This is a genomic window from Runella sp. R0.1_18 (genome assembly GCF_057652155.1).
On sequence record NZ_JBYFCK010000003.1, the window covers coordinates 44633 to 61680 of the forward strand.

Genomic DNA, 17048 nt, shown 5'->3' on the forward strand with positions numbered 1-17048 from the left:
ACGAAGAAAATTCGTAGCGGCTTTTTTTGTTATTGTGACATAATTACAGCATCGTATTATTTCACTTTGTTCAAATTTTACCCAGAATAAATTTATTTAAATGCTGCAATTGAGCGCAACAGGGCCGATTTTTTTCAATTATTTTAACATTTCTAACGTTAAATCATCAAAGTAAGCGGTTCCTTCACAGTCACCTGAAGTAAAACCCAAACGACATGTGATTTTCACATATCCATCACCCGAGTTGAAAGGAAGCTGTATCAATGTCCAGTCGTTGGTGCCTTTTAAATCTTTACTACGAGGTGGGAAACTAGGATTACTCGTGCTTGTAACGACACTCAGATTAGCTCCCACTCCATTCAAATTGGTTTGAGTAGTGATGTCCTGAGTTTTGATCCAACCTTTTAAAATATAATTAGTATAGGGTATCACCTTAATGGTTTGATACACTTGTAGATCATTGCTTTGCACTAATCCATAGGCGGGGCCTGTATATATTTTGATGCAATTTGAGCCATTTTTCCCTTGCCCTCTGAGCCATGAAAATACGCCTTGGTTAATGTTCCACCCTGCTTTTAACCAAGGCAGGGTGAAAGTACTACCCACAAAGCTTACGGAGTCTTCAAAGCTGCTATTGGAAAGTGGAGAAAAGTAGGGTTGTAGATTGACTGTTACTTGCGCTTTTGAGCAAGAGGAGGGATTGCTCCGATTGCAAATGGAATACACAAAGCTATCGATTCCACTTTTTTCATTGGAAAAGTAATTGAGGCTGCCATTTGGATTGACTGTTACTGTACCTTTGGTAGGTGTAATAACAAGGGTAGGTAAAGAAATTTGAGTTAGATTCGTTACTGCTGTACCATCGGGATTTTGGTCATTATTCAAAATCGAAATAGTTTGAGCTACCCCGCCTCCCGCATAAATGTTGTCAATGTGTGCTATTGGCTCACTGCATCCTTTTAGGAGGGCTGTAAATGTACTGCCTCTTTGTGCCTGAAAGCCTGGCAACAACGTAACGTTATTGTCGGCTAAGTATAATCTATTTGTTTTATCAGGTATATTTTGGGTGGAAATAAGCGTACCAGCTGTCCGCTCAATCCCTGATATGTTTGTACCTGTAAGTGAAACAGTATCGGTAATGATTGACACTGTAAAAGGAGCACTTGTCAGACTGTTACAGCCATACGTGCATGTGACGGAGTAGTTGGCGGTAGCAGTAGGGGTGACTAAAATGGAAGAGCTAGTCTCACCCGTAGTCCATAAGTAGGTACCATAACAACCATACGCAGTTAATGTGACCGACGAACCTGGGCAAACCTCAGAGATGCCGCTGATTGTAGGTGCATCTACGCCGCAGGTATTTCCATAATTTCCGCTAATCGGACTTGAAATGGCCGAAGCGCCGTGCGCATCAGTTACCCGAATACGAGAAAGATAAGGACCCTGCTGAGGGATTTTATAGTCGAAATAGTGAGTGTTTAGAGGAGGTGTATCAAAAATACCGTCATTGTTGACGTCAAATTCAACCGTGAAGGAGTCGCCGTTGGGGTCTGTAGTTGTTGTTGCGTCAAATCGAGTAAATTGTTCTGTGTTTGCAGTTGTAGGGTACAGAAGTTTTAAAAAGGGTTTAGGCGCCTGATTTCCCCCAGTTACATTGAGGGTAAAGGCAGATGAAACCTTCCGATTTCCTTGCCGATCACAGACTGAAATATAAAAAGAATTGTTTTGTCCCGCCGTAAAATAAGGGGTTTTAAACGTGGCCATTACCGAGGTAGGATTCGAGATTGATTTTTCAAATACCAATTCATCTATAGTATTTCCTTGGTAGTCAAATAGTTGTGCATAAGAAATGCTGTCAGCATCTTGCGCATTAAAACTTATATTGAGTAATCCATCAACAGGCGAAAGGATATTGGAAGTTAGTATCGTGAGGCTTGGGGCAGAATTTACGGTTTTGATTCGGTTGAAGTAATGGCTTTCATTCAGCTGAACCGATGAACCATATTCCAATCTGGTGTAATCTTTAGGGTAAAGTGTTGGGAAAAAACTCCCACGTATTCCCCTTAATCCGTTATACATTAATCCCCCAAAGGCATTATTGTCGTGGCGAGCATCGTGATTGAGCCCGAAAGCATGTCCCATCTCGTGGCACAAGGCCCCTAAATAGGACGAGGCTACCGAACTGATGGTTTCTCCTTCAAACCACATAAAAGAAGTACTTTGCACCAAGGGATAAGGCCCCCATTCGGGCACCGTTTGGCCAGCATAAGGGGTATTATCCAGTAGTCGTTGAGGGTTAAATAACTGTATAACGGTACTTCCTAACTGCATTAATCCCGAATTCTTCCCACTTCCTCCTCCACCTCCCAAAGCCAAACCGCCATAAAAACTGCCATCTGGATTTTGTACGTGCGTTTCGGGAATTAATATCCATAACTCTCCCTCAAAATCTACGGTTAATCCTACATTTTTGGCAGCGACCTTTGTTCGTTCAAAAAGCACATTCCCATTGCCTCCCCACAAGTAATCATCGGTTTCTGGGACATTGACTAAGTGAATTTTGGGCCTTGGAGATTCTTCTTCGGTTTCATAAATAAACGTTTTTGGCCCGAAGCCATTTTGGAGCATGTTGTTACGGTACCACATTTGCGCCATTTCAATCGCGAATTGAAGATTTTCCTTAAAGTGGGGTTGAGGTGTGCGGTTGGAGGGAACGACATACCCTATTCTGACTTTTGCAGGTGGTAGGGTTGGTACTCCAGTCCCGAAAGTTTTATCAATCAACAATGGCTGTTCTGTAGCAAAGCTTCGGGCGGGAATTATGACAGATTCATGGCTTACTGAATCACTCAGCAGGGGGTATTGAGCCATGATTACAGGTGTATTGTAAAAAGTAAACGGCATTACAAACGAAACGACTATCTTAAAAGCCCAATACTTTCTCATAAGTACAGCATGTTTTTGAAACGGCGTGATACAATCCTACGTTTTGTAAGATATTCTAAACTAAGTGAAAATAAACGACCATGGTATGATGCAAGTCATAAGCATAGATAAAACATGAGGCTTACGTAACAAAAGAGTCCATTAGTAGTGTAACTTTGAAGCGCTTTTGAATTAAAATTCACAATGAGACAAATACCACGAGTTAAAATTTGTTGTATCAGTAGCGTGGCCGAAGCGCGTCTTGCGGTCGCGTATGGAGCGTCTGCGTTAGGATTGGTAGGGAAAATGCCTAGCGGGCCTGGTGTGATTACGGATGACCTTATTGCCGAAATTGCTCAACAAGTGCCGCCCCCAATCTCCACTTTCCTATTAACGAGTGAGACGTCGGCTGCTTCCATAATTGAACACCACCAAAAAGTGAATACAACGACGATCCAGATTGTTGATGCCTTGGCAGAAGGAACTTACCGACAAATTCGGGCGCAATTGCCTGCGGTCAAACTCGTTCAAGTCATTCACGTGATTGACGAACGAACTGTCGAGGAGGCCATTGAAGTTGCTCAACACGTTGATGCTTTGTTGTTGGACAGCGGCAATCCTAACCTTCAAATAAAAGAACTTGGAGGAACTGGGCGGGTACACAATTGGACGCTAAGTCGAAAAATTCGGGAGCAGATTTCTATTCCCTTGTTTTTGGCAGGGGGGATTCGGGCAGAGAATGTGCGTGAAGCGATTGAAACCGTCGAACCTTTTGGTTTGGATTTGTGCAGTAGTGTTCGTTCCAACGGCCAATTAGATGAACAAAAGTTGGCCAGCTTTTTTGAGGCTGTTTTTGCGTCTAAATAGTTTTCATTTGGCTTATAAGCGTACCGTACTAACTGCTGAAAGCTGACTGCTAACTACTTACATGAAATAGGGGTAAATACTTTTTGAATTGTCTTTACATTAAAATTCGTTGGAAAACGTTAATTTAGTGGAAACAAATTAATCTAATTAGCTATGAAAACCCGATTCACACTTTTAGCCACCTTCTTGGTGCTTGCTACCGTTTTAAGTAGCTGTTTTTATTCAGGAGGATACCGTTCGCGGTATTATGACCCTTATTATGCACCCCGCCCATACGTTCGGGTAGTGCCGCCGCCGCCTGCGTATCGCCCTCGGGTTTACGTAGCCCCACCACGATACCGTCCTCCACATCGTTACGAAAGTCGTGGACGTTATCAATACCATCGGGGTAGTCGCAGACGTTGGTAAATAAAAGACCGATTTTAAATTTTTGATATGAAAAAAATATTTTTATTGATGCTTTTTGGGTTAATGCTTGAATTGCCAACCGCCCAAGCAAAAACAGCTTCGACGGCCAAAATGACGACCATTGAAGCTGCTTCTGATGCGAAAACGCTGCGTAAGAAGAAACGAAACCGCCAGCGTAAAGGCTTTATGTGGGGGCTATTTCGTAAACGCAATGCCTGCGATTGCCCTAAACATTGATTGCTAACTCACTTTTTTTAGCCAAAATGTCGTGGTAGGCTCCTTCCCAAAGCGCGAGTCTTTGTTCTAAAGAGGCTACCACGGCTTCTTCGGCTTCTTGCCAAAAAGCGGCATTTGTGCCACACAAATTTTCGGTCATTTGAATCGCTAAATGACTATGATGATCGCCATCTACTTCAATGTGACGTTCGAGGTAATATTTAAAAATCGAGATATTGTCGGGAGATGTTTGGTTTAAATCATTAACCATCGAAACAAACATATTCGGTATCAAATCTTCTCGACCAAACGTAAAGACTGCTGCTTGAAGGTGGTCTTTTTTGCTGTTAATAACATCAAAAGTATGCGTCACAAAATTTGCGGCAGCGGCGGGTGTACCTGCAAGCTCAAACGCATTTGAAAGCTGCCCCGAAGTCAGAAACTGCTGGATAAAATCTAAAACAGGTTGGGTGTCTGCTTTGGCTTGTTGCATGGCATCCAGATAGAGTTCAAAGTGGCTTTTTCGATTGCCTTCGAGGTCTATATCAGATTCTTCTCCTACCACAATTTCATTGATTAGAAAACGGGTATCTGCCGAACCTTTCGGATACCACGGGACAGTCGTGCAAGTCAGGGATTGTTGTAACGATTTTAGGAGCGACATAAAATCCCAAACGGCATAGACATGATACTGCATGAAGATTTTTAGGTCGTCGATGCTGTCGATAGCAGCATAAATTGGATGGTTAATAATTTGTTGGCGTAGTGGCTGAATTCGTAAGTTGATTTGTTGAATAGAAGGATTCATACGTGCATGAAAAATGGTTTATTCTTTTCTAACTACGTTTTTTACAGGAAGATGGTTTTAGAATTTTTGAAAAAATAAGAATAATAAAAACAAAGAATGACACAAAAAGACATGAAAATAAGGTATTCTTGGCTTCTTGAAATAGGTGGAAATGTCTAAAATTTTCAGAAAAAAGTTATATATTTGAAAAGACTAAAACCAACCTTTTTTGATTTATGAGAACAATTGATTCTTGGCTGAATGAGTACGGAGAAAGCCACCAAAACCCTACCAACAAGCTCGTACATTGGATATGTGTTCCTGCCATATTTTTTAGTATAGTGGGTTTATTGTACAGCGTGAAACTACCTTTTGCCATTACCGAAACGCTCCAGCTAAACCTTGCAATTTTGATTCTAGCTTTCGTAAGTATTTACTATTTCCGTCTGTCGGTAACCCTCGCCATTGGGCTTTTGTTCTTTTCAGGATTTTGTTTGTACTTGGCGCAACAGATAGAAAATCAAGGCTTTACACTTTGGAGAGTATCGGTTGCTATTTTTGTTATTGCGTGGATAGGTCAGTTTTGGGGGCATAAAGTGGAGGGTAAAAAGCCCTCGTTTTTCAAAGATTTACAATTTTTAATGATTGGCCCCGCGTGGCTTATGCACTTCATCTATAAAAAAATAGGCATTCCCTACTGAGCAAATGAATGGATTCGAGCGTCAAAAAAAGATATACCTCGATGGTGCATCGGGTTTGGTTTCTACGATTCCTGTCGATAATATCCTGTTAGAACAAAAAGCCCTTGGTGCTATGTCGCCCAAAGCGGCTGCGTATATTGGGGGAGGAGCTGGTCACGGTAGCACCATGGCTCAAAACCGTGCAGCTTTTGAACGATGGCGGGTTCTGCCTCGAATGCTTCGCGATGTGTCGGTGCGGGATACCAGTATAAACCTCTTTGGTCGAAAATTACCTTACCCACTTTTACTCTCGCCGATTGGCGTACTGGAAATGGTTCATCCTGAGGCCGATTTGGGGGTGGCTAAGGCAGCCGCAGCGTTAGGAATTCCTTATATTTTTTCCAATCAAGCGTCGGTGCCGATGGAACAATGCGCGGAGGCGATGGGTTCGCAACCACACTGGTTTCAGTTGTACTGGAGTAAGTCGGATGAGCTCGTGGCGAGTTTTGTAGCGCGGGCTGAGAAATCAGGCTGCGAAGCAATTGTTGTTACCCTCGACACGACCCTTTTGGGATGGAGAACCCAAGATTTAGAATTGGCTTATTTGCCTTTTATACACGGGCTTGGTATTGCGCAATATACTTCTGACCTCGTGTTTAGAAAATTATTAGACGAGCCAGATGCCACCCCTGCGCCTAAACCAACCATCACTTTTGACGCCATTCGTACTCTTTTTAGCGCGATTAGCCATTATCCAGGTAATTTTTGGCAAAACGCAACATCGGGTTATCCCCGCAAAGCCGTCAAAAAGTTTATAGATATTTATACACGGCCCTCGTTGACGTGGGAAAACTTGGATTATTTACGGAAACGCACAAAATTGCCTATTTTGTTGAAAGGAATTCTTCATCCCGATGATGCACTGAAAGCCTTAGATTATGGCCTTGATGGGATTGTGGTATCCAATCACGGTGGTCGGCAAGTTGATGGTGCCGTTGCGACGATGGATGTGCTGCCGCTGATTGCCGAGGCACTGCAAGGGCGTATGCCTATTCTTATCGACAGCGGCGTACGTGGCGGCGCAGATATATTCAAAGCGCTGGCATTGGGAGCAACAGCAGTGTGCTTGGGGCGTCCGTATGTATATGGGCTTACATTGGGCGGAAGTGCAGGGGTAAAAGAAGTTGTGTCGAATTATTTAGCCGATTTTGATCTTACCATGGCTTTAGCGGGCTGCCGTTCAATAAAAGAAATTGGGCGAGAGTCTGTTTTAAGGGTATAAGCAGGTTAGAAATCAGGGTCAAAAACTTTGTCCCTGATTTCTAACTGTACCAAAATCAAAGGCAGAAATAAGCTATTCAAAAGCGACTGTTCGCCCTGACTGACTACTTTCAAGGGCTAGTTCCATCACACGGGTGGTATTGCGAGCTTGTTGAGGCGTCACCTCTAGGGGCACTTTATTGACAATGGCTTGATATACATTTTCGTAAAAAGGGGCATAATGCCCAGCTTGGCTCGGGATTATTTCAGCACCTGCCTCGGTATAAAGTGTTCCCCAAAGCTTTTCTGGTTCGCTTCCCCAATCTTCAGTAATAGGTAGCGCATTTTTGCGAAGCGTTTCTTCCTGAACATCCAACCCTGACTTAAAAAAGCTGCCTTTATTGCCATGAATAATGTAGCGAAGGTCGTTTTGGAACACCATCAGACTGGCTTTTAAAATGACGCGTTTATCTTCATAGTTCATTTGAATGTCAAAATAATCGTCGGTCTCTCCGTCGGGACGAATGATTTTGATAGTGGCCGTCACGCTTTTGGGAGTACCAAAAAGTACCAGTGCTTGGTCAATCAAATGAGGCCCTAAATTATAGAGATTACCTGCGCCAGCCGAAGCCACTTCTTTCCAGGTACCTTTGGCTACTTCGGGGCGAAAACGGTCAAAATGAGCTTCGTACTCTACGATATCACCCAATTTGTTTTCCCGTAATAGCGCCTGTATTGTCAGAAAGTCGGAGTCCCAACGGCGGTTTTGATAAGCCGTAATCGTCAGTCCTTTCTCCGCCGCCAACGCAATTAAAATATCAGCTTCGGCAGTTGTGTTGGTAAAGGGTTTTTCGATAACAACGTGTTTGCCAGCTTCCAAAGCCGCTTTTGCGTAAGGGAAGTGGAGGTCGTTGGGGGTACAAATAAATACCAAATCGATTTCTGAATCGGCCAAAAGCGCTTCGGCGCTGCCAACAACGGCAATAGTTGGGTCAAAATCGTGGACCGAAGTGGTGTTGCGGGTAACAACTTTTGAAAGTTTAAAATGCGGATTTGTGGCTAAAAAAGGGGCGTGGAAGTACCGTCCCGAAAGGCCAAATCCAATTAATCCAACATTTACAACGGGGTCAAGTGGTGAGTTCATGCGACTAAAAATGCGTTTTCTTTCTTATCGAAGCGTTTTTTGCGACAAAGTTACTGTAAAGTTGGGGATAAAATACGTGTGAGCAGGACTGCGGACGTAGGATTAATTTGTACCTTTGTGGGCTCATTTTGAATAGCTTTTTACGAATGCAATTTTTTGAAAAAAATAAGACATTGCTTGCCCGACTGGGCGTTTTTATATCGCTAGTGACGTTGTTGTTGGTGGTGCTTATTGGGGTTGAGTTTTTTGTGGGAAACGGCGACGGCGTTTGGTTTGACTACGATTTGCGCCTGATTGGCTTTCGCGTAGCTGCTTGGGCGGTGTCGTTGGTGGCATTGTCACTACTCATCAGAAACTCATCACCTCTTTTACAAAATATTCTACTTTCGGTCGTATCAGTTGTTTTGGTGATTTTGGGTGTGGAAACGGCCGTTGGATGGATTCATGATGCGGGTCAAAAACAACCTACCACACAAACAGGGCCTCAGTATGCTGGGCCTGCATATGATTCGAGCTATGCGTTTGATGAATTTTTGGGACGCAAGCCCATTCCAAACCATACTTTTGTGTGGGCCAAAACGCTGGATGGAAAGCCTTTTATTCAGATTCCGATGAAGGTCGATTCGTTTTCGCGGCGGATTACGCCCTTTGCTGATTCGGCACAAACTGTACGAAATAGATATGCGCTGTTTTTTGGGTGTTCGTTTACCTACGGAGATGCCGTGCGGGACAATGAAACCATGCCTTATTATTTCCAAAAAGACAACGCTGACGTTCAGGCGTATAATTATGGCTTCTTTGGCTATTCTCCGCGACATGCGTTGGCTCGTTTGCAGCACCAAAATGTTGTACAGCAAGTGGCTCAAAAAGACGGTATTGGGATTTATACCTACATCGAAGACCACGTCAACCGAGCGATTCCGTCAGTAGGCTGGATTGGTATGTATGATGGTTATTTTCCCGACATTGATGAAAAAACCATGCAAACGCAAGGGGTATATCGGTTTGCGCACCCACTAAAATACCGTTTTGGAATGATGTTATTTAAAAGCAAAGTTCGTCAGCATTTTGCGATGGATTTTCCTTTTGTATATCGTCCAAAAGATTACGAATTGACGGCTAATTTGATCAAAGCAACGGAAGGGGAGTACAAAAAGCAGTTCAAAAACGATAAGTTTTACGTGATTTTGTACCCTGATGCGCTTAAAAAGGATTCACCTATGTTTGCCTTGTTGAAGGAACGGGGAATAAAAGTGCTAGATTATCGTAAGTTATTTCCTTATCCAGCAAAACAGTACCAACTTACGTACGATGGACACCCAAATCCTGAAGCGCATCGGCTGTTGATGGAGCAATTGACCAAAGATTTGAAAAAACAAGGCGTACTGTAAAATGACATTGTTGAGCATCGAACGATTTGGGTTAGAAGACATAGAACAAGTGGCTGCTAAAGTCCTACAAGCTTGTGGGAACGAAACCATTTGGCTATTGAATGGGGCTATGGGAGCGGGAAAAACAACGTTTGTGAAGGCGTTAGGAAAGGTGATGGGGGTGCTGAATAATGTTCAAAGTCCGACGTTTTCGATTGTGAACGAATATATCACCGCCGTTGGGGAAACGATTTACCATTTTGATTGTTATAGACTAAAAAATACGGCTGAGGCGTATGATATTGGGGTTGAAGAATACCTCGATTCTGGCTATATTTGTTTGATTGAATGGCCCGACCGAATCGAAGAACTTTTACCAGAAAGTTACGTAGAAATTCATATTTCGAGCCTGCCAGATGGGTTTCGGAAACTGGAGGTTCTCAAAAAAGCATAAATCAACAAACGTAAATCGACTAATTTGGACATGATGGGTTTTGGCGAATTGGCGCAACAAACAGCTTTGTATCCGCAAGAAGCGCTTGCCCCGCTCAAAACAAGCCAACAAAGCTTGTTGATTGGGCTTCCAAAAGAAATTTCTCTGCAAGAAAATCGCATAGCACTCACCCCCGAAGCCGTGGCGATTTTGGTACGGAATGGCCACCGAGTCGTGGTGGAAAAGGGAGCAGGAGAAGGTGCGCAGTTTCCCGATAATGAGTACAGCGAAGCAGGAGCGCAGATTGTGTTTTCGCCCCAAGAGGTTTTTACGAGTGATTTAATCCTAAAAATTGAACCCCTCGTTGAGCAAGAGTTTGGAATCCTGAAAAATGGCCAAACCATTATTTCGGCGCTCAATCTTCCCACCCGCGACCGTTCATATTTTGAACACCTCAATCAGAAAAATATAACGGCACTTGGCTACGAGTATATCGAAGACCCCGCTGGTGGTCAGCCTGTGATACGTTCTTTGAGCGAAATTGCAGGAAGTACGGTCATGCTCATTGCCGCCGAGTATTTGAGTAGTGCCAACAAGGGGAGAGGGATAATTTTGGGCGGAATTACGGGAGTTCCACCCACCAAAGTGGTGATCATCGGTGCGGGAACTGTGGCTGAATACGCCGCCCGTACAGCGCTGGGGCTGGGGGCAGAAATCAAAATTTTTGACCAACACATTTACCGCCTTCAACGGCTGAAATACGCCATTGGCCAGCACATTTATACGTCGATTATTGAGTCAGATACGCTTTCGGAAGCCGTACAGCGGGCCGATGTCGTTATTGGTGCCTTGCGCCCCGAAGACGGTCAAAATATCTATGTTGTAACGGAGGAAATGGTTTCAAAAATGAAACCCAATTCGGTGATTATCGACGTGTCCATCGACCAAGGAGGCTGCATCGAAACCTCGCGAATTACGACCCACAAAGACCCGATTTACCGACATTACGACGTCATTCATTATTGTGTGCCCAACATTGCATCGCGGGTAGCACACACGGCAAGTGTTACGTTGAGTAATGTTTTTTTGCCTATGTTGTTGAAAATGGGCTCTTTAGGAGGTGTTGAGGAAATGATGTACGCACGTCGTTGGTTTAGTAAAGGGGTTTATACGCACCGTGGCACATTGACAAATCCTTTTATTGCAAAGAAGTTTTCGATGCGTCATAAAGACCTTAGCTTGTTATTGGCAGCACGGCTCTAGTCAGATTCTATTCAATAATCTGAAATTTTACTTTCGACATTCAAAAAACATGATTAATCACAGCAACGAAAATACATTAATGGATGATGCTAATTCACCCGAAGTGAACAAACAGCTTTTGGGGATAGTATCACAAGATTTTGTCAAAGTTTCAGACCAACTTAAAGAAGCTTCCTATCAAATTCGGAAGCGAGGCTTTTCCACACACCCCATTTTTGTGGCGGTGCAAAAAGAGATAGAACTTGGCGTATTGCTGATTGGGAAAACCGAGCTAGAAAATGAATGGTCGTACCGCGCTTCTATGTTAGACGAATTTATTCAACGAAATCTCGTAGGTCTTGAATCCATCGAATTGTTCAAAGAAAACTATAAGAACCCCGACGAGTACTGCTGTTTATTTGTCATTCAAGGCGACTTTGCTGGCTTTATATTCATTCCATACCCCGAAGACTAAACTATGAAAACCAATGCTGTACTTCTCTTTTTAGCGCTAGGTTTTAGTGTTTTATTGGTAAGTTTTATCTCCAACAATGAGGAAGGAGCCTACCAAAATGAAATAAATCAGTGGCACCAAAAACGTATGGAGGGGCTGAAAAGTGAAGAAGGGTGGTTGAACTTGGCAGGTTTATTTTGGTTGAAAGAAGGAGATAATACCTTTGGAAGCGACGAGAAAAACGACATCGTTTTTCCCAAAAAAGCATCAAAACAAGTAGGGACGCTAGTACTTCGCGATGGTAAAGTGAGTTTCAAGGCGCATTCAGATGCTCAGGTAAAACTGATTGAGGTAGAAACTTCTCCCGAATTTGTGTTTGAGGAGGGAAAAACGACTACCATGGAACAAGGCGCTCTTCGGTGGTTTATCATCAAACGTGGACCAAAATACGGCATTCGACTCCGAGATTTGGAACACCCCGCTTTGGCGCATTTTAAAGGTGTTGAGCGGTTTGTGGTCAATGAATCGTGGAAAATAAAGGCAAAGCTTGAGAAGCCAGCCACCCCACGTACCATTGCCATTACTGACGTATTGGGCTTGGTAAGCCAGCAATCATTGGTAGGTCATGCGGTGTTTCAACTTAACGGAAAAACCTACCGCCTCGCTGCCACTGACGCAGGAGGTGGACGATTGTTTATTATTTTTAAGGACAAAACTACTTCCCACGAAACCTACGGCGCAGGGCGCTTTTTATATACGGATGCGCCCGACGAGGCAGGAAATGTCGTTCTGGACTTTAACAAGTCTATCAATCCACCCTGTGCGTTTAGTCCTTACGCGACTTGTCCGTTGCCGCCCGCCGAAAATAACCTTCAAGTGCGAATAGAGGCAGGCGAGAAAGATGCCAAGATGCACTGAGAGAAATTTTAGGCACTATATTTGAAACTCATTGAAAAAACGCTACCTTTGCGGGCTCATTTTCAATGAGTTTATTTTTATACACATTTAACAATTCTCAGTATGTTCACAAAACAGTATGAGATGGTGTTCATTATGACTCCCGTTTTATCTGATCAACAGATGAAGGACACCGTTGATAAGTTCCGCAAACTCCTTACCGATAACGGCGCGGAACTCGTACACGAAGAGAGTTGGGGGCTCAAGAAATTGGCCTACCCAATTCAAAACAAAAACACTGGTTTTTATCACTTGATTGAGTTCAAGTCGGAGCCTAGCCTTATCCAAACGATTGAGACTGAGTTCCGTCGTGATGAGCGCGTTATGCGTTATTTGACAGTTGCTATGGAAAAGCACCACGTAACTTATGCTGAGCGTAAGCGCAGTGGATTAGTTGGGAAAAAACAAACTGAAAACAACTAAGGAGGGCCAAGACATGACACTTGTAAACGAACCAATCGAGCGTAACCAAAATCGCAAAAAGTACTGCCGTTTTAAGAAAGCGGGTATCAAATTTATTGATTACAAAGACCCAAATTTCTTATTGAAATTGGTAAATGAGCAAGGTAGAATTTTACCTCGCCGCCTTACTGGTACTTCTTTGAAGTATCAGCGCAAAGTGGCGCAAGCTATCAAGCGTGCGCGTCACTTGGCTTTATTACCGTATGTAGCTGACCAATTAAAGTAAAAAACGGAAGGAGAAACTGACGATGCAAGTTATTTTAAGAACTGATATTGCTGGGCTTGGTTATAAGAATGACGTCGTTGACGTTAAACCTGGCTATGGTCGTAACTATCTCATTCCGCAAGGATTTGCGGTAATGGCGACCGATTCAAATAAAAAACAATTAGCTGAAAACTTGAAGCAAGCTGCCCACAAAGCAGAAAAACTCAAGAAAGATGCCGAAGACTTGGCGGCTGCTATTGGAGATATTACGCTTAACATCGCTGCGAAAGTGGGTGAAAGCGGAAAAATCTTCGGTCGTGTTACTAGCATCCAAATCTCTGATGCACTTAAAGCAAAAGGTTTTGATGTTGACCGTAAGAAAATCACTATCGAAGACGTGAAAGTTGTAGGTACTTACAAAGCACAACTTGACCTTCACAAAGAAGTGAAACACACTGTAAGCATCAGCGTAGCAGGCGAAGAATAAGCCGTCTCAGCAGATGTGGATATACAAAAGGCGCGTTTCAAACGCGCCTTTTGCTTTTTTGCCTATCCTTGTGAAGGTGGGTCGTTGGGAACGGCTTCGGCGGTAGGCGTTTTGCCTTTTATGCTGTCTAGCAGCTCTTGCAAAAGACGTTCTGCCTCGGGCGTATATTTCTTCAAAGCCTCGGAACCTTCCGTTTTGAGTTGTTCAAAATACTCAGGCATTTTATCAAGTGCTTGTTCGGCTTCGCCTTTGAGGTCGTTTGCCTTCGCTTTTAAATCCTCAAATGTCTTTTCCCCCTCTTCGGTTTGTAGGTACTTGTGTAAAGCTACGCCAGCGGCGGCGCCTAAAATGAACGTTGCTAAGTGTTTTGCATTGACCATGACTATAGGTAGTTTTAAAGTTGATGACAGAAAGGTAAAGAATCCCCAAACTTAATACAATGACTTTCTACAGGAATGGATAAACTTGCCTTTCAGTGGATAACTTGAGTTTATTTAGATAAAGTCCAAACTGAATTCTGTTTTATTTTGTTGTCTTAACTAAAAGTCAGAAACTATTAGCAATAAATTAAGCTGAATACGCAATTGTAGGTTGTTTTTTGACTTGGACCTCACTTATCTGTGTTTATGTTAGATATTCAAAAAATACGCCAGGACTTTCCCATTCTCAACGAAGTAGTCCACGGTAAGTCATTAGTTTACTTTGATAATGCCGCTACTACTCAAAAGCCGTTACCCGTACTTGAGGCTTTGGCCAACTATTACGGGCACTACAACGCCAATATTCACCGTGGTATTCACTTTTTAGCCGAAAAAGCAACTTCTGCTTTCGAGGCTTCGCGCCATAAAATCCAGGCCTTTCTCAACGCAGCTCGCGTTGAAGAAATCATTTTTACCTACGGAACGACCGACGGAATCAACCTCGTTGCCCAATCGTATGGCCGTACGTTTCTAAATGAAGGGGATGAAATTATCATAAGTACCCTTGAGCACCACTCCAACATTGTGCCTTGGCAGATGCTTTGTGAAGAAAAAGGCTGCGTGCTTCGGGTCATTCCCATCAATGACGCAGGTGAGTTGCTGATGGATGAGTTTGAAAAAATGCTTTCTGAGCGTACTAAATTGGTGTCGGTTGTTCACGTTTCAAACGCGTTGGGAACCATCAATCCCGTGGCTCAAATTATTAAAAAAGCGCACGAAGTAGGAGCGAAAGTGCTGATTGATGGTGCACAAGCTACGTCACACATTGATATTGACGTTCAGGCGTTGGATTGCGATTTCTACGTGTTTTCGTTGCATAAATTGTACGGCCCCACTGGAATGGGTGTGTTGTACGGAAAAACAGACCTCTTGAATGCCATGCCGCCTTATCGTGGTGGTGGAGAAATGATAAAAGAAGTAACGTTTGAAAAAACGACGTACAACGATTTGCCTTACAAATTTGAAGCAGGAACGCCTAACATTGCCGATGTAGTGGCGACAAAAATGGCCGTTGAGTACGTAGAAGCACTTGGAAAACACGCTATTGCTGATTATGAGCATGAACTTTTGGTATATGGAACAGACGCTTTGCAAAGCATTGAAGGCTTGCGAATTGTTGGTACAGCCAAGGAAAAAGTAAGTGTATTGTCGTTTGTGATGGAGGGTATTCACCCGCAAGATATTGGCGTTATTTTGGACCAACAAGGCATTGCCGTTCGGACGGGACACCACTGCACGCAGCCGTTGATGAAACGTCTTGGACTTGTCGGAACTTCCCGCGCTTCTTTTGCCGTTTATAACACAAAAGAAGAAATTGATAAATTAGTGGTGGGGTTAGAGAGAGTTAAAAAAATGTTGAGTTAAACAGAATATGATTACTAAGACACAAATATTGGAATCAATTCAAGCGCTGCCAGAAGATGCAACAGCAGATGATATCATTGAGAACATCATTTTTCTAAAAAAAATAGAACGTTCTCTTGAACAAGGGAAGAAAGGAGAAACCTATTCTTTGGACGAAATGAAGCAAATGGTTGATTCATGGCAAAAGCGCGCTTAACTCAAGAAGCAAGAGAAGATTTAGAGTCAATTTTTTTCGAGCTTTCTGATTATTCTGAAGCTTATGCAAAAGATTGGGTAGATGCCTTTTTTCATCAACTAGAGTTATTAGAGAAGTTTCCCTACTTGGGAAAAATGAGCCCAATAATGCAAATAAAACCACTAAGAGAGATTTTGGTTGGTAAGTACGCAGTAATTTATGTAACCTCAGATGATGAGATTTTAGTTTTAGCTATCAGGCATTCAGGACGTAAATAAAAAAGCTTAGGTTTTGATTTGCATTTGACAACGCTGTTACAAAAAAATAAATGACAATTAACGAAAAACAGGACGCTCTTATCGAAGATTTTGACCTCTTCGATGACCAATTGGAAAAAACCCAGTATATCATTGACTTGGGAAAAAAGCTGTCTCCGATTGCGGAGGAATATAAAACCGATGATAACCTCATCAAAGGTTGCCAGTCGCGGGTGTGGTTACATACCGAAATGCGTGGCGACCGGGTGTATTTTGAAGCCGATAGCGAACCTACAGCCCAAATTAGTAAAGGATTGGTGAGTTTGCTGATTAAAATCCTTTCGGGCGAAAAACCAGAGGATGTAGCCAACGCTGATTTGTACTTCATTGAAAAAATTGGCATGAGTACCATCATCACTTCACGCCGAGCAGGTGGTTTGGCTTCAATGATTGTACGTATGAAAGACTTTGCCCAAAAACAACTTATTGCTTAACACTTACGTATTATGTCTGAAGCAGAACTTAAAGAAGAAGTAGTCAAAGCCATCAAGCAAGTATATGACCCCGAAATCCCCGTGGACGTGTGGGAGCTTGGCTTGATTTATGACCTAAAAATATTCCCTGTCAACAATGTTTATGTCGAAATGACCCTCACGTCGCCATCGTGCCCTTCAGCAGGTACCATCCCTGTTGAGGTAGAACAAAAAATTCGCGAAATTGAGGGAATCAACGATGTGAGTGTTGAGCTGACTTGGGATCCGCCGTATTCGCAAGATATGATGAGCGACGAGGCTAGACTTGAGCTCGGATTTATGTAATCTCCTTGCAGAAAGGGGAAAAAAACAACCAAAAACTGTCAACTTAAAAACTGTAAA

At 43.0% G+C, this 17048-nt stretch carries 22 protein-coding genes; 18 read left to right on the plus strand and 4 right to left on the minus strand.

Going from position 1 to position 17048, the window contains the following annotated elements; translation table 11 throughout:
* Nucleotides 1-138: 138 nt before the first annotated feature.
* Entirely contained in the window at nucleotides 139-2946 is a 2808-nt protein-coding gene (locus tag AC23P2_RS05630) for a 3-coathanger stack domain-containing protein (RefSeq protein WP_487772284.1), read from the minus strand.
* 183 nt (nucleotides 2947-3129) lie between these two features.
* On the opposite strand from AC23P2_RS05630, the gene AC23P2_RS05635 reads away from it, so the two are divergent.
* From AC23P2_RS05635 to AC23P2_RS05645, 3 genes are all read left to right on the plus strand, one after another.
* Nucleotides 3130-3792, plus strand: a complete 663-nt coding sequence (locus AC23P2_RS05635; RefSeq protein WP_487772285.1) for a phosphoribosylanthranilate isomerase — start codon at nucleotides 3130-3132, stop codon at nucleotides 3790-3792.
* A 153-nt stretch (nucleotides 3793-3945) separates the two neighbouring features.
* The gene (locus AC23P2_RS05640) at nucleotides 3946-4200 is read left to right on the plus strand and encodes a hypothetical protein (RefSeq protein ID WP_472490215.1); all 255 of its coding nucleotides are present in this window, start codon (nucleotides 3946-3948) and stop codon (nucleotides 4198-4200) included.
* A gap of 27 nt (nucleotides 4201-4227) precedes the next feature.
* Nucleotides 4228-4437, plus strand: a complete 210-nt coding sequence (locus tag AC23P2_RS05645; protein ID WP_487772286.1) for a hypothetical protein — start codon at nucleotides 4228-4230, stop codon at nucleotides 4435-4437.
* Here the strand turns inward: AC23P2_RS05645 and AC23P2_RS05650 are convergent.
* Nucleotides 4427-5224 carry a DUF3050 domain-containing protein gene (locus AC23P2_RS05650; protein WP_487772287.1) on the minus strand — a complete coding sequence of 266 codons (798 nt, stop codon included), beginning with the start codon at nucleotides 5222-5224 and terminating at the stop codon, nucleotides 4427-4429. The genes AC23P2_RS05645 and AC23P2_RS05650 overlap by 11 nt on opposite strands.
* A gap of 215 nt (nucleotides 5225-5439) precedes the next feature.
* Between AC23P2_RS05650 and AC23P2_RS05655 the strand changes: the two genes are divergently transcribed.
* Nucleotides 5440-5904, plus strand: coding sequence for an Mpo1 family 2-hydroxy fatty acid dioxygenase (locus AC23P2_RS05655; protein WP_472490218.1), 465 nt, complete (start codon nucleotides 5440-5442; stop codon nucleotides 5902-5904).
* Nucleotides 5905-5908: 4 nt separating this feature from the next.
* Nucleotides 5909-7165 (plus strand): lactate 2-monooxygenase, encoded by a 1257-nt coding sequence (locus AC23P2_RS05660; protein ID WP_487772288.1) that lies wholly within the window; start codon nucleotides 5909-5911, stop codon nucleotides 7163-7165.
* A gap of 72 nt (nucleotides 7166-7237) precedes the next feature.
* On the opposite strand, the gene AC23P2_RS05665 is transcribed toward AC23P2_RS05660, so the two are convergent.
* On the minus strand, nucleotides 7238-8287 hold the full coding sequence (locus AC23P2_RS05665; protein WP_487772289.1) for an oxidoreductase: 1050 nt from the start codon (nucleotides 8285-8287) through the stop codon (nucleotides 7238-7240).
* A gap of 146 nt (nucleotides 8288-8433) precedes the next feature.
* Between AC23P2_RS05665 and AC23P2_RS05670 the strand changes: the two genes are divergently transcribed.
* The 8 genes from AC23P2_RS05670 (at nucleotide 8434) to rplI (ending at nucleotide 13897) form a co-directional block, all read left to right on the plus strand.
* Nucleotides 8434-9678, plus strand: coding sequence for a hypothetical protein (locus tag AC23P2_RS05670; protein ID WP_487772290.1), 1245 nt, complete (start codon nucleotides 8434-8436; stop codon nucleotides 9676-9678).
* 1 nt (nucleotide 9679) lies between these two features.
* Nucleotides 9680-10111 (plus strand): tRNA (adenosine(37)-N6)-threonylcarbamoyltransferase complex ATPase subunit type 1 TsaE, encoded by a 432-nt coding sequence (gene tsaE, locus AC23P2_RS05675; RefSeq protein ID WP_487772291.1) that lies wholly within the window; start codon nucleotides 9680-9682, stop codon nucleotides 10109-10111.
* Nucleotides 10112-10141: 30 nt separating this feature from the next.
* Entirely contained in the window at nucleotides 10142-11353 is a 1212-nt protein-coding gene (locus AC23P2_RS05680) for an alanine dehydrogenase (protein WP_028524482.1), read from the plus strand.
* A 49-nt stretch (nucleotides 11354-11402) separates the two neighbouring features.
* A complete protein-coding gene (locus tag AC23P2_RS05685; protein ID WP_028524481.1) occupies nucleotides 11403-11807 on the plus strand; it encodes a hypothetical protein in 405 nt (134 codons plus the stop codon).
* A 3-nt stretch (nucleotides 11808-11810) separates the two neighbouring features.
* Nucleotides 11811-12704 carry a DUF1684 domain-containing protein gene (locus tag AC23P2_RS05690; protein WP_487772292.1) on the plus strand — a complete coding sequence of 298 codons (894 nt, stop codon included), beginning with the start codon at nucleotides 11811-11813 and terminating at the stop codon, nucleotides 12702-12704.
* Between the two features lie 102 nt (nucleotides 12705-12806).
* The gene (gene rpsF, locus AC23P2_RS05695; RefSeq protein ID WP_487772293.1) at nucleotides 12807-13166 is read left to right on the plus strand and encodes a 30S ribosomal protein S6; all 360 of its coding nucleotides are present in this window, start codon (nucleotides 12807-12809) and stop codon (nucleotides 13164-13166) included.
* A gap of 13 nt (nucleotides 13167-13179) precedes the next feature.
* Entirely contained in the window at nucleotides 13180-13431 is a 252-nt protein-coding gene (gene rpsR / locus AC23P2_RS05700) for a 30S ribosomal protein S18 (protein ID WP_487772294.1), read from the plus strand.
* A 22-nt stretch (nucleotides 13432-13453) separates the two neighbouring features.
* Nucleotides 13454-13897 carry a 50S ribosomal protein L9 gene (gene rplI, locus AC23P2_RS05705; protein WP_183976820.1) on the plus strand — a complete coding sequence of 148 codons (444 nt, stop codon included), beginning with the start codon at nucleotides 13454-13456 and terminating at the stop codon, nucleotides 13895-13897.
* A 62-nt stretch (nucleotides 13898-13959) separates the two neighbouring features.
* Here the strand turns inward: rplI and AC23P2_RS05710 are convergent, their stop codons facing one another.
* The gene (locus AC23P2_RS05710; RefSeq protein WP_028524475.1) at nucleotides 13960-14277 is read right to left on the minus strand and encodes a YtxH domain-containing protein; all 318 of its coding nucleotides are present in this window, start codon (nucleotides 14275-14277) and stop codon (nucleotides 13960-13962) included.
* A gap of 246 nt (nucleotides 14278-14523) precedes the next feature.
* Between AC23P2_RS05710 and AC23P2_RS05715 the strand changes: the two genes are divergently transcribed.
* Genes AC23P2_RS05715 through AC23P2_RS05735 form a run of 5 tightly spaced genes read left to right on the plus strand, consistent with a single transcriptional unit; the run spans nucleotide 14524 to nucleotide 16991 of the window.
* The gene (locus AC23P2_RS05715) at nucleotides 14524-15741 is read left to right on the plus strand and encodes a SufS family cysteine desulfurase (protein ID WP_487772295.1); all 1218 of its coding nucleotides are present in this window, start codon (nucleotides 14524-14526) and stop codon (nucleotides 15739-15741) included.
* Nucleotides 15742-15769: 28 nt separating this feature from the next.
* Nucleotides 15770-15937: a hypothetical protein gene (locus AC23P2_RS05720; protein ID WP_487772296.1), complete on the plus strand. Its 168-nt coding sequence runs from the start codon at nucleotides 15770-15772 to the stop codon at nucleotides 15935-15937.
* On the plus strand, nucleotides 15919-16194 hold the full coding sequence (locus AC23P2_RS05725; protein ID WP_487772297.1) for a type II toxin-antitoxin system RelE/ParE family toxin: 276 nt from the start codon (nucleotides 15919-15921) through the stop codon (nucleotides 16192-16194). Before AC23P2_RS05720 ends, AC23P2_RS05725 begins: the two co-directional genes overlap by 19 nt.
* 50 nt (nucleotides 16195-16244) lie before the next feature.
* Entirely contained in the window at nucleotides 16245-16667 is a 423-nt protein-coding gene (locus AC23P2_RS05730) for a SufE family protein (protein WP_028524472.1), read from the plus strand.
* Nucleotides 16668-16679: 12 nt separating this feature from the next.
* The gene (locus AC23P2_RS05735; RefSeq protein ID WP_183976814.1) at nucleotides 16680-16991 is read left to right on the plus strand and encodes an SUF system Fe-S cluster assembly protein; all 312 of its coding nucleotides are present in this window, start codon (nucleotides 16680-16682) and stop codon (nucleotides 16989-16991) included.
* Nucleotides 16992-17048 lie beyond the last annotated feature (57 nt).

Excerpts from the sequence above, each read along its gene's own strand:
- AC23P2_RS05680 (WP_028524482.1), top strand. The coding sequence starts at position 10,142 with ATGATGGGTTTTGGCGAATTGGCGCAACAAACAGCTTTGTATCCGCAA.
- AC23P2_RS05655 (WP_472490218.1), top strand. The coding sequence starts at position 5,440 with ATGAGAACAATTGATTCTTGGCTGAATGAGTACGGAGAAAGCCACCAA.
- AC23P2_RS05635 (WP_487772285.1), top strand. The coding sequence starts at position 3,130 with ATGAGACAAATACCACGAGTTAAAATTTGTTGTATCAGTAGCGTGGCC.
- AC23P2_RS05715 (WP_487772295.1), top strand. The coding sequence starts at position 14,524 with ATGTTAGATATTCAAAAAATACGCCAGGACTTTCCCATTCTCAACGAA.
- AC23P2_RS05670 (WP_487772290.1), top strand. The coding sequence starts at position 8,434 with ATGCAATTTTTTGAAAAAAATAAGACATTGCTTGCCCGACTGGGCGTT.
- AC23P2_RS05690 (WP_487772292.1), top strand. The coding sequence starts at position 11,811 with ATGAAAACCAATGCTGTACTTCTCTTTTTAGCGCTAGGTTTTAGTGTT.
- AC23P2_RS05630 (WP_487772284.1), bottom strand. The coding sequence starts at position 2,946 with ATGAGAAAGTATTGGGCTTTTAAGATAGTCGTTTCGTTTGTAATGCCG.
- AC23P2_RS05730 (WP_028524472.1), top strand. The coding sequence starts at position 16,245 with ATGACAATTAACGAAAAACAGGACGCTCTTATCGAAGATTTTGACCTC.
- AC23P2_RS05710 (WP_028524475.1), bottom strand. The coding sequence starts at position 14,277 with ATGGTCAATGCAAAACACTTAGCAACGTTCATTTTAGGCGCCGCCGCT.
- rpsR (WP_487772294.1), top strand. The coding sequence starts at position 13,180 with ATGACACTTGTAAACGAACCAATCGAGCGTAACCAAAATCGCAAAAAG.
- AC23P2_RS05725 (WP_487772297.1), top strand. The coding sequence starts at position 15,919 with ATGGCAAAAGCGCGCTTAACTCAAGAAGCAAGAGAAGATTTAGAGTCA.
- AC23P2_RS05665 (WP_487772289.1), bottom strand. The coding sequence starts at position 8,287 with ATGAACTCACCACTTGACCCCGTTGTAAATGTTGGATTAATTGGATTT.
- rpsF (WP_487772293.1), top strand. The coding sequence starts at position 12,807 with ATGTTCACAAAACAGTATGAGATGGTGTTCATTATGACTCCCGTTTTA.
- AC23P2_RS05645 (WP_487772286.1), top strand. The coding sequence starts at position 4,228 with ATGAAAAAAATATTTTTATTGATGCTTTTTGGGTTAATGCTTGAATTG.
- AC23P2_RS05735 (WP_183976814.1), top strand. The coding sequence starts at position 16,680 with ATGTCTGAAGCAGAACTTAAAGAAGAAGTAGTCAAAGCCATCAAGCAA.
- AC23P2_RS05640 (WP_472490215.1), top strand. The coding sequence starts at position 3,946 with ATGAAAACCCGATTCACACTTTTAGCCACCTTCTTGGTGCTTGCTACC.
- AC23P2_RS05650 (WP_487772287.1), bottom strand. The coding sequence starts at position 5,224 with ATGAATCCTTCTATTCAACAAATCAACTTACGAATTCAGCCACTACGC.
- tsaE (WP_487772291.1), top strand. The coding sequence starts at position 9,680 with ATGACATTGTTGAGCATCGAACGATTTGGGTTAGAAGACATAGAACAA.
- AC23P2_RS05660 (WP_487772288.1), top strand. The coding sequence starts at position 5,909 with ATGAATGGATTCGAGCGTCAAAAAAAGATATACCTCGATGGTGCATCG.
- rplI (WP_183976820.1), top strand. The coding sequence starts at position 13,454 with ATGCAAGTTATTTTAAGAACTGATATTGCTGGGCTTGGTTATAAGAAT.
- AC23P2_RS05685 (WP_028524481.1), top strand. The coding sequence starts at position 11,403 with ATGATTAATCACAGCAACGAAAATACATTAATGGATGATGCTAATTCA.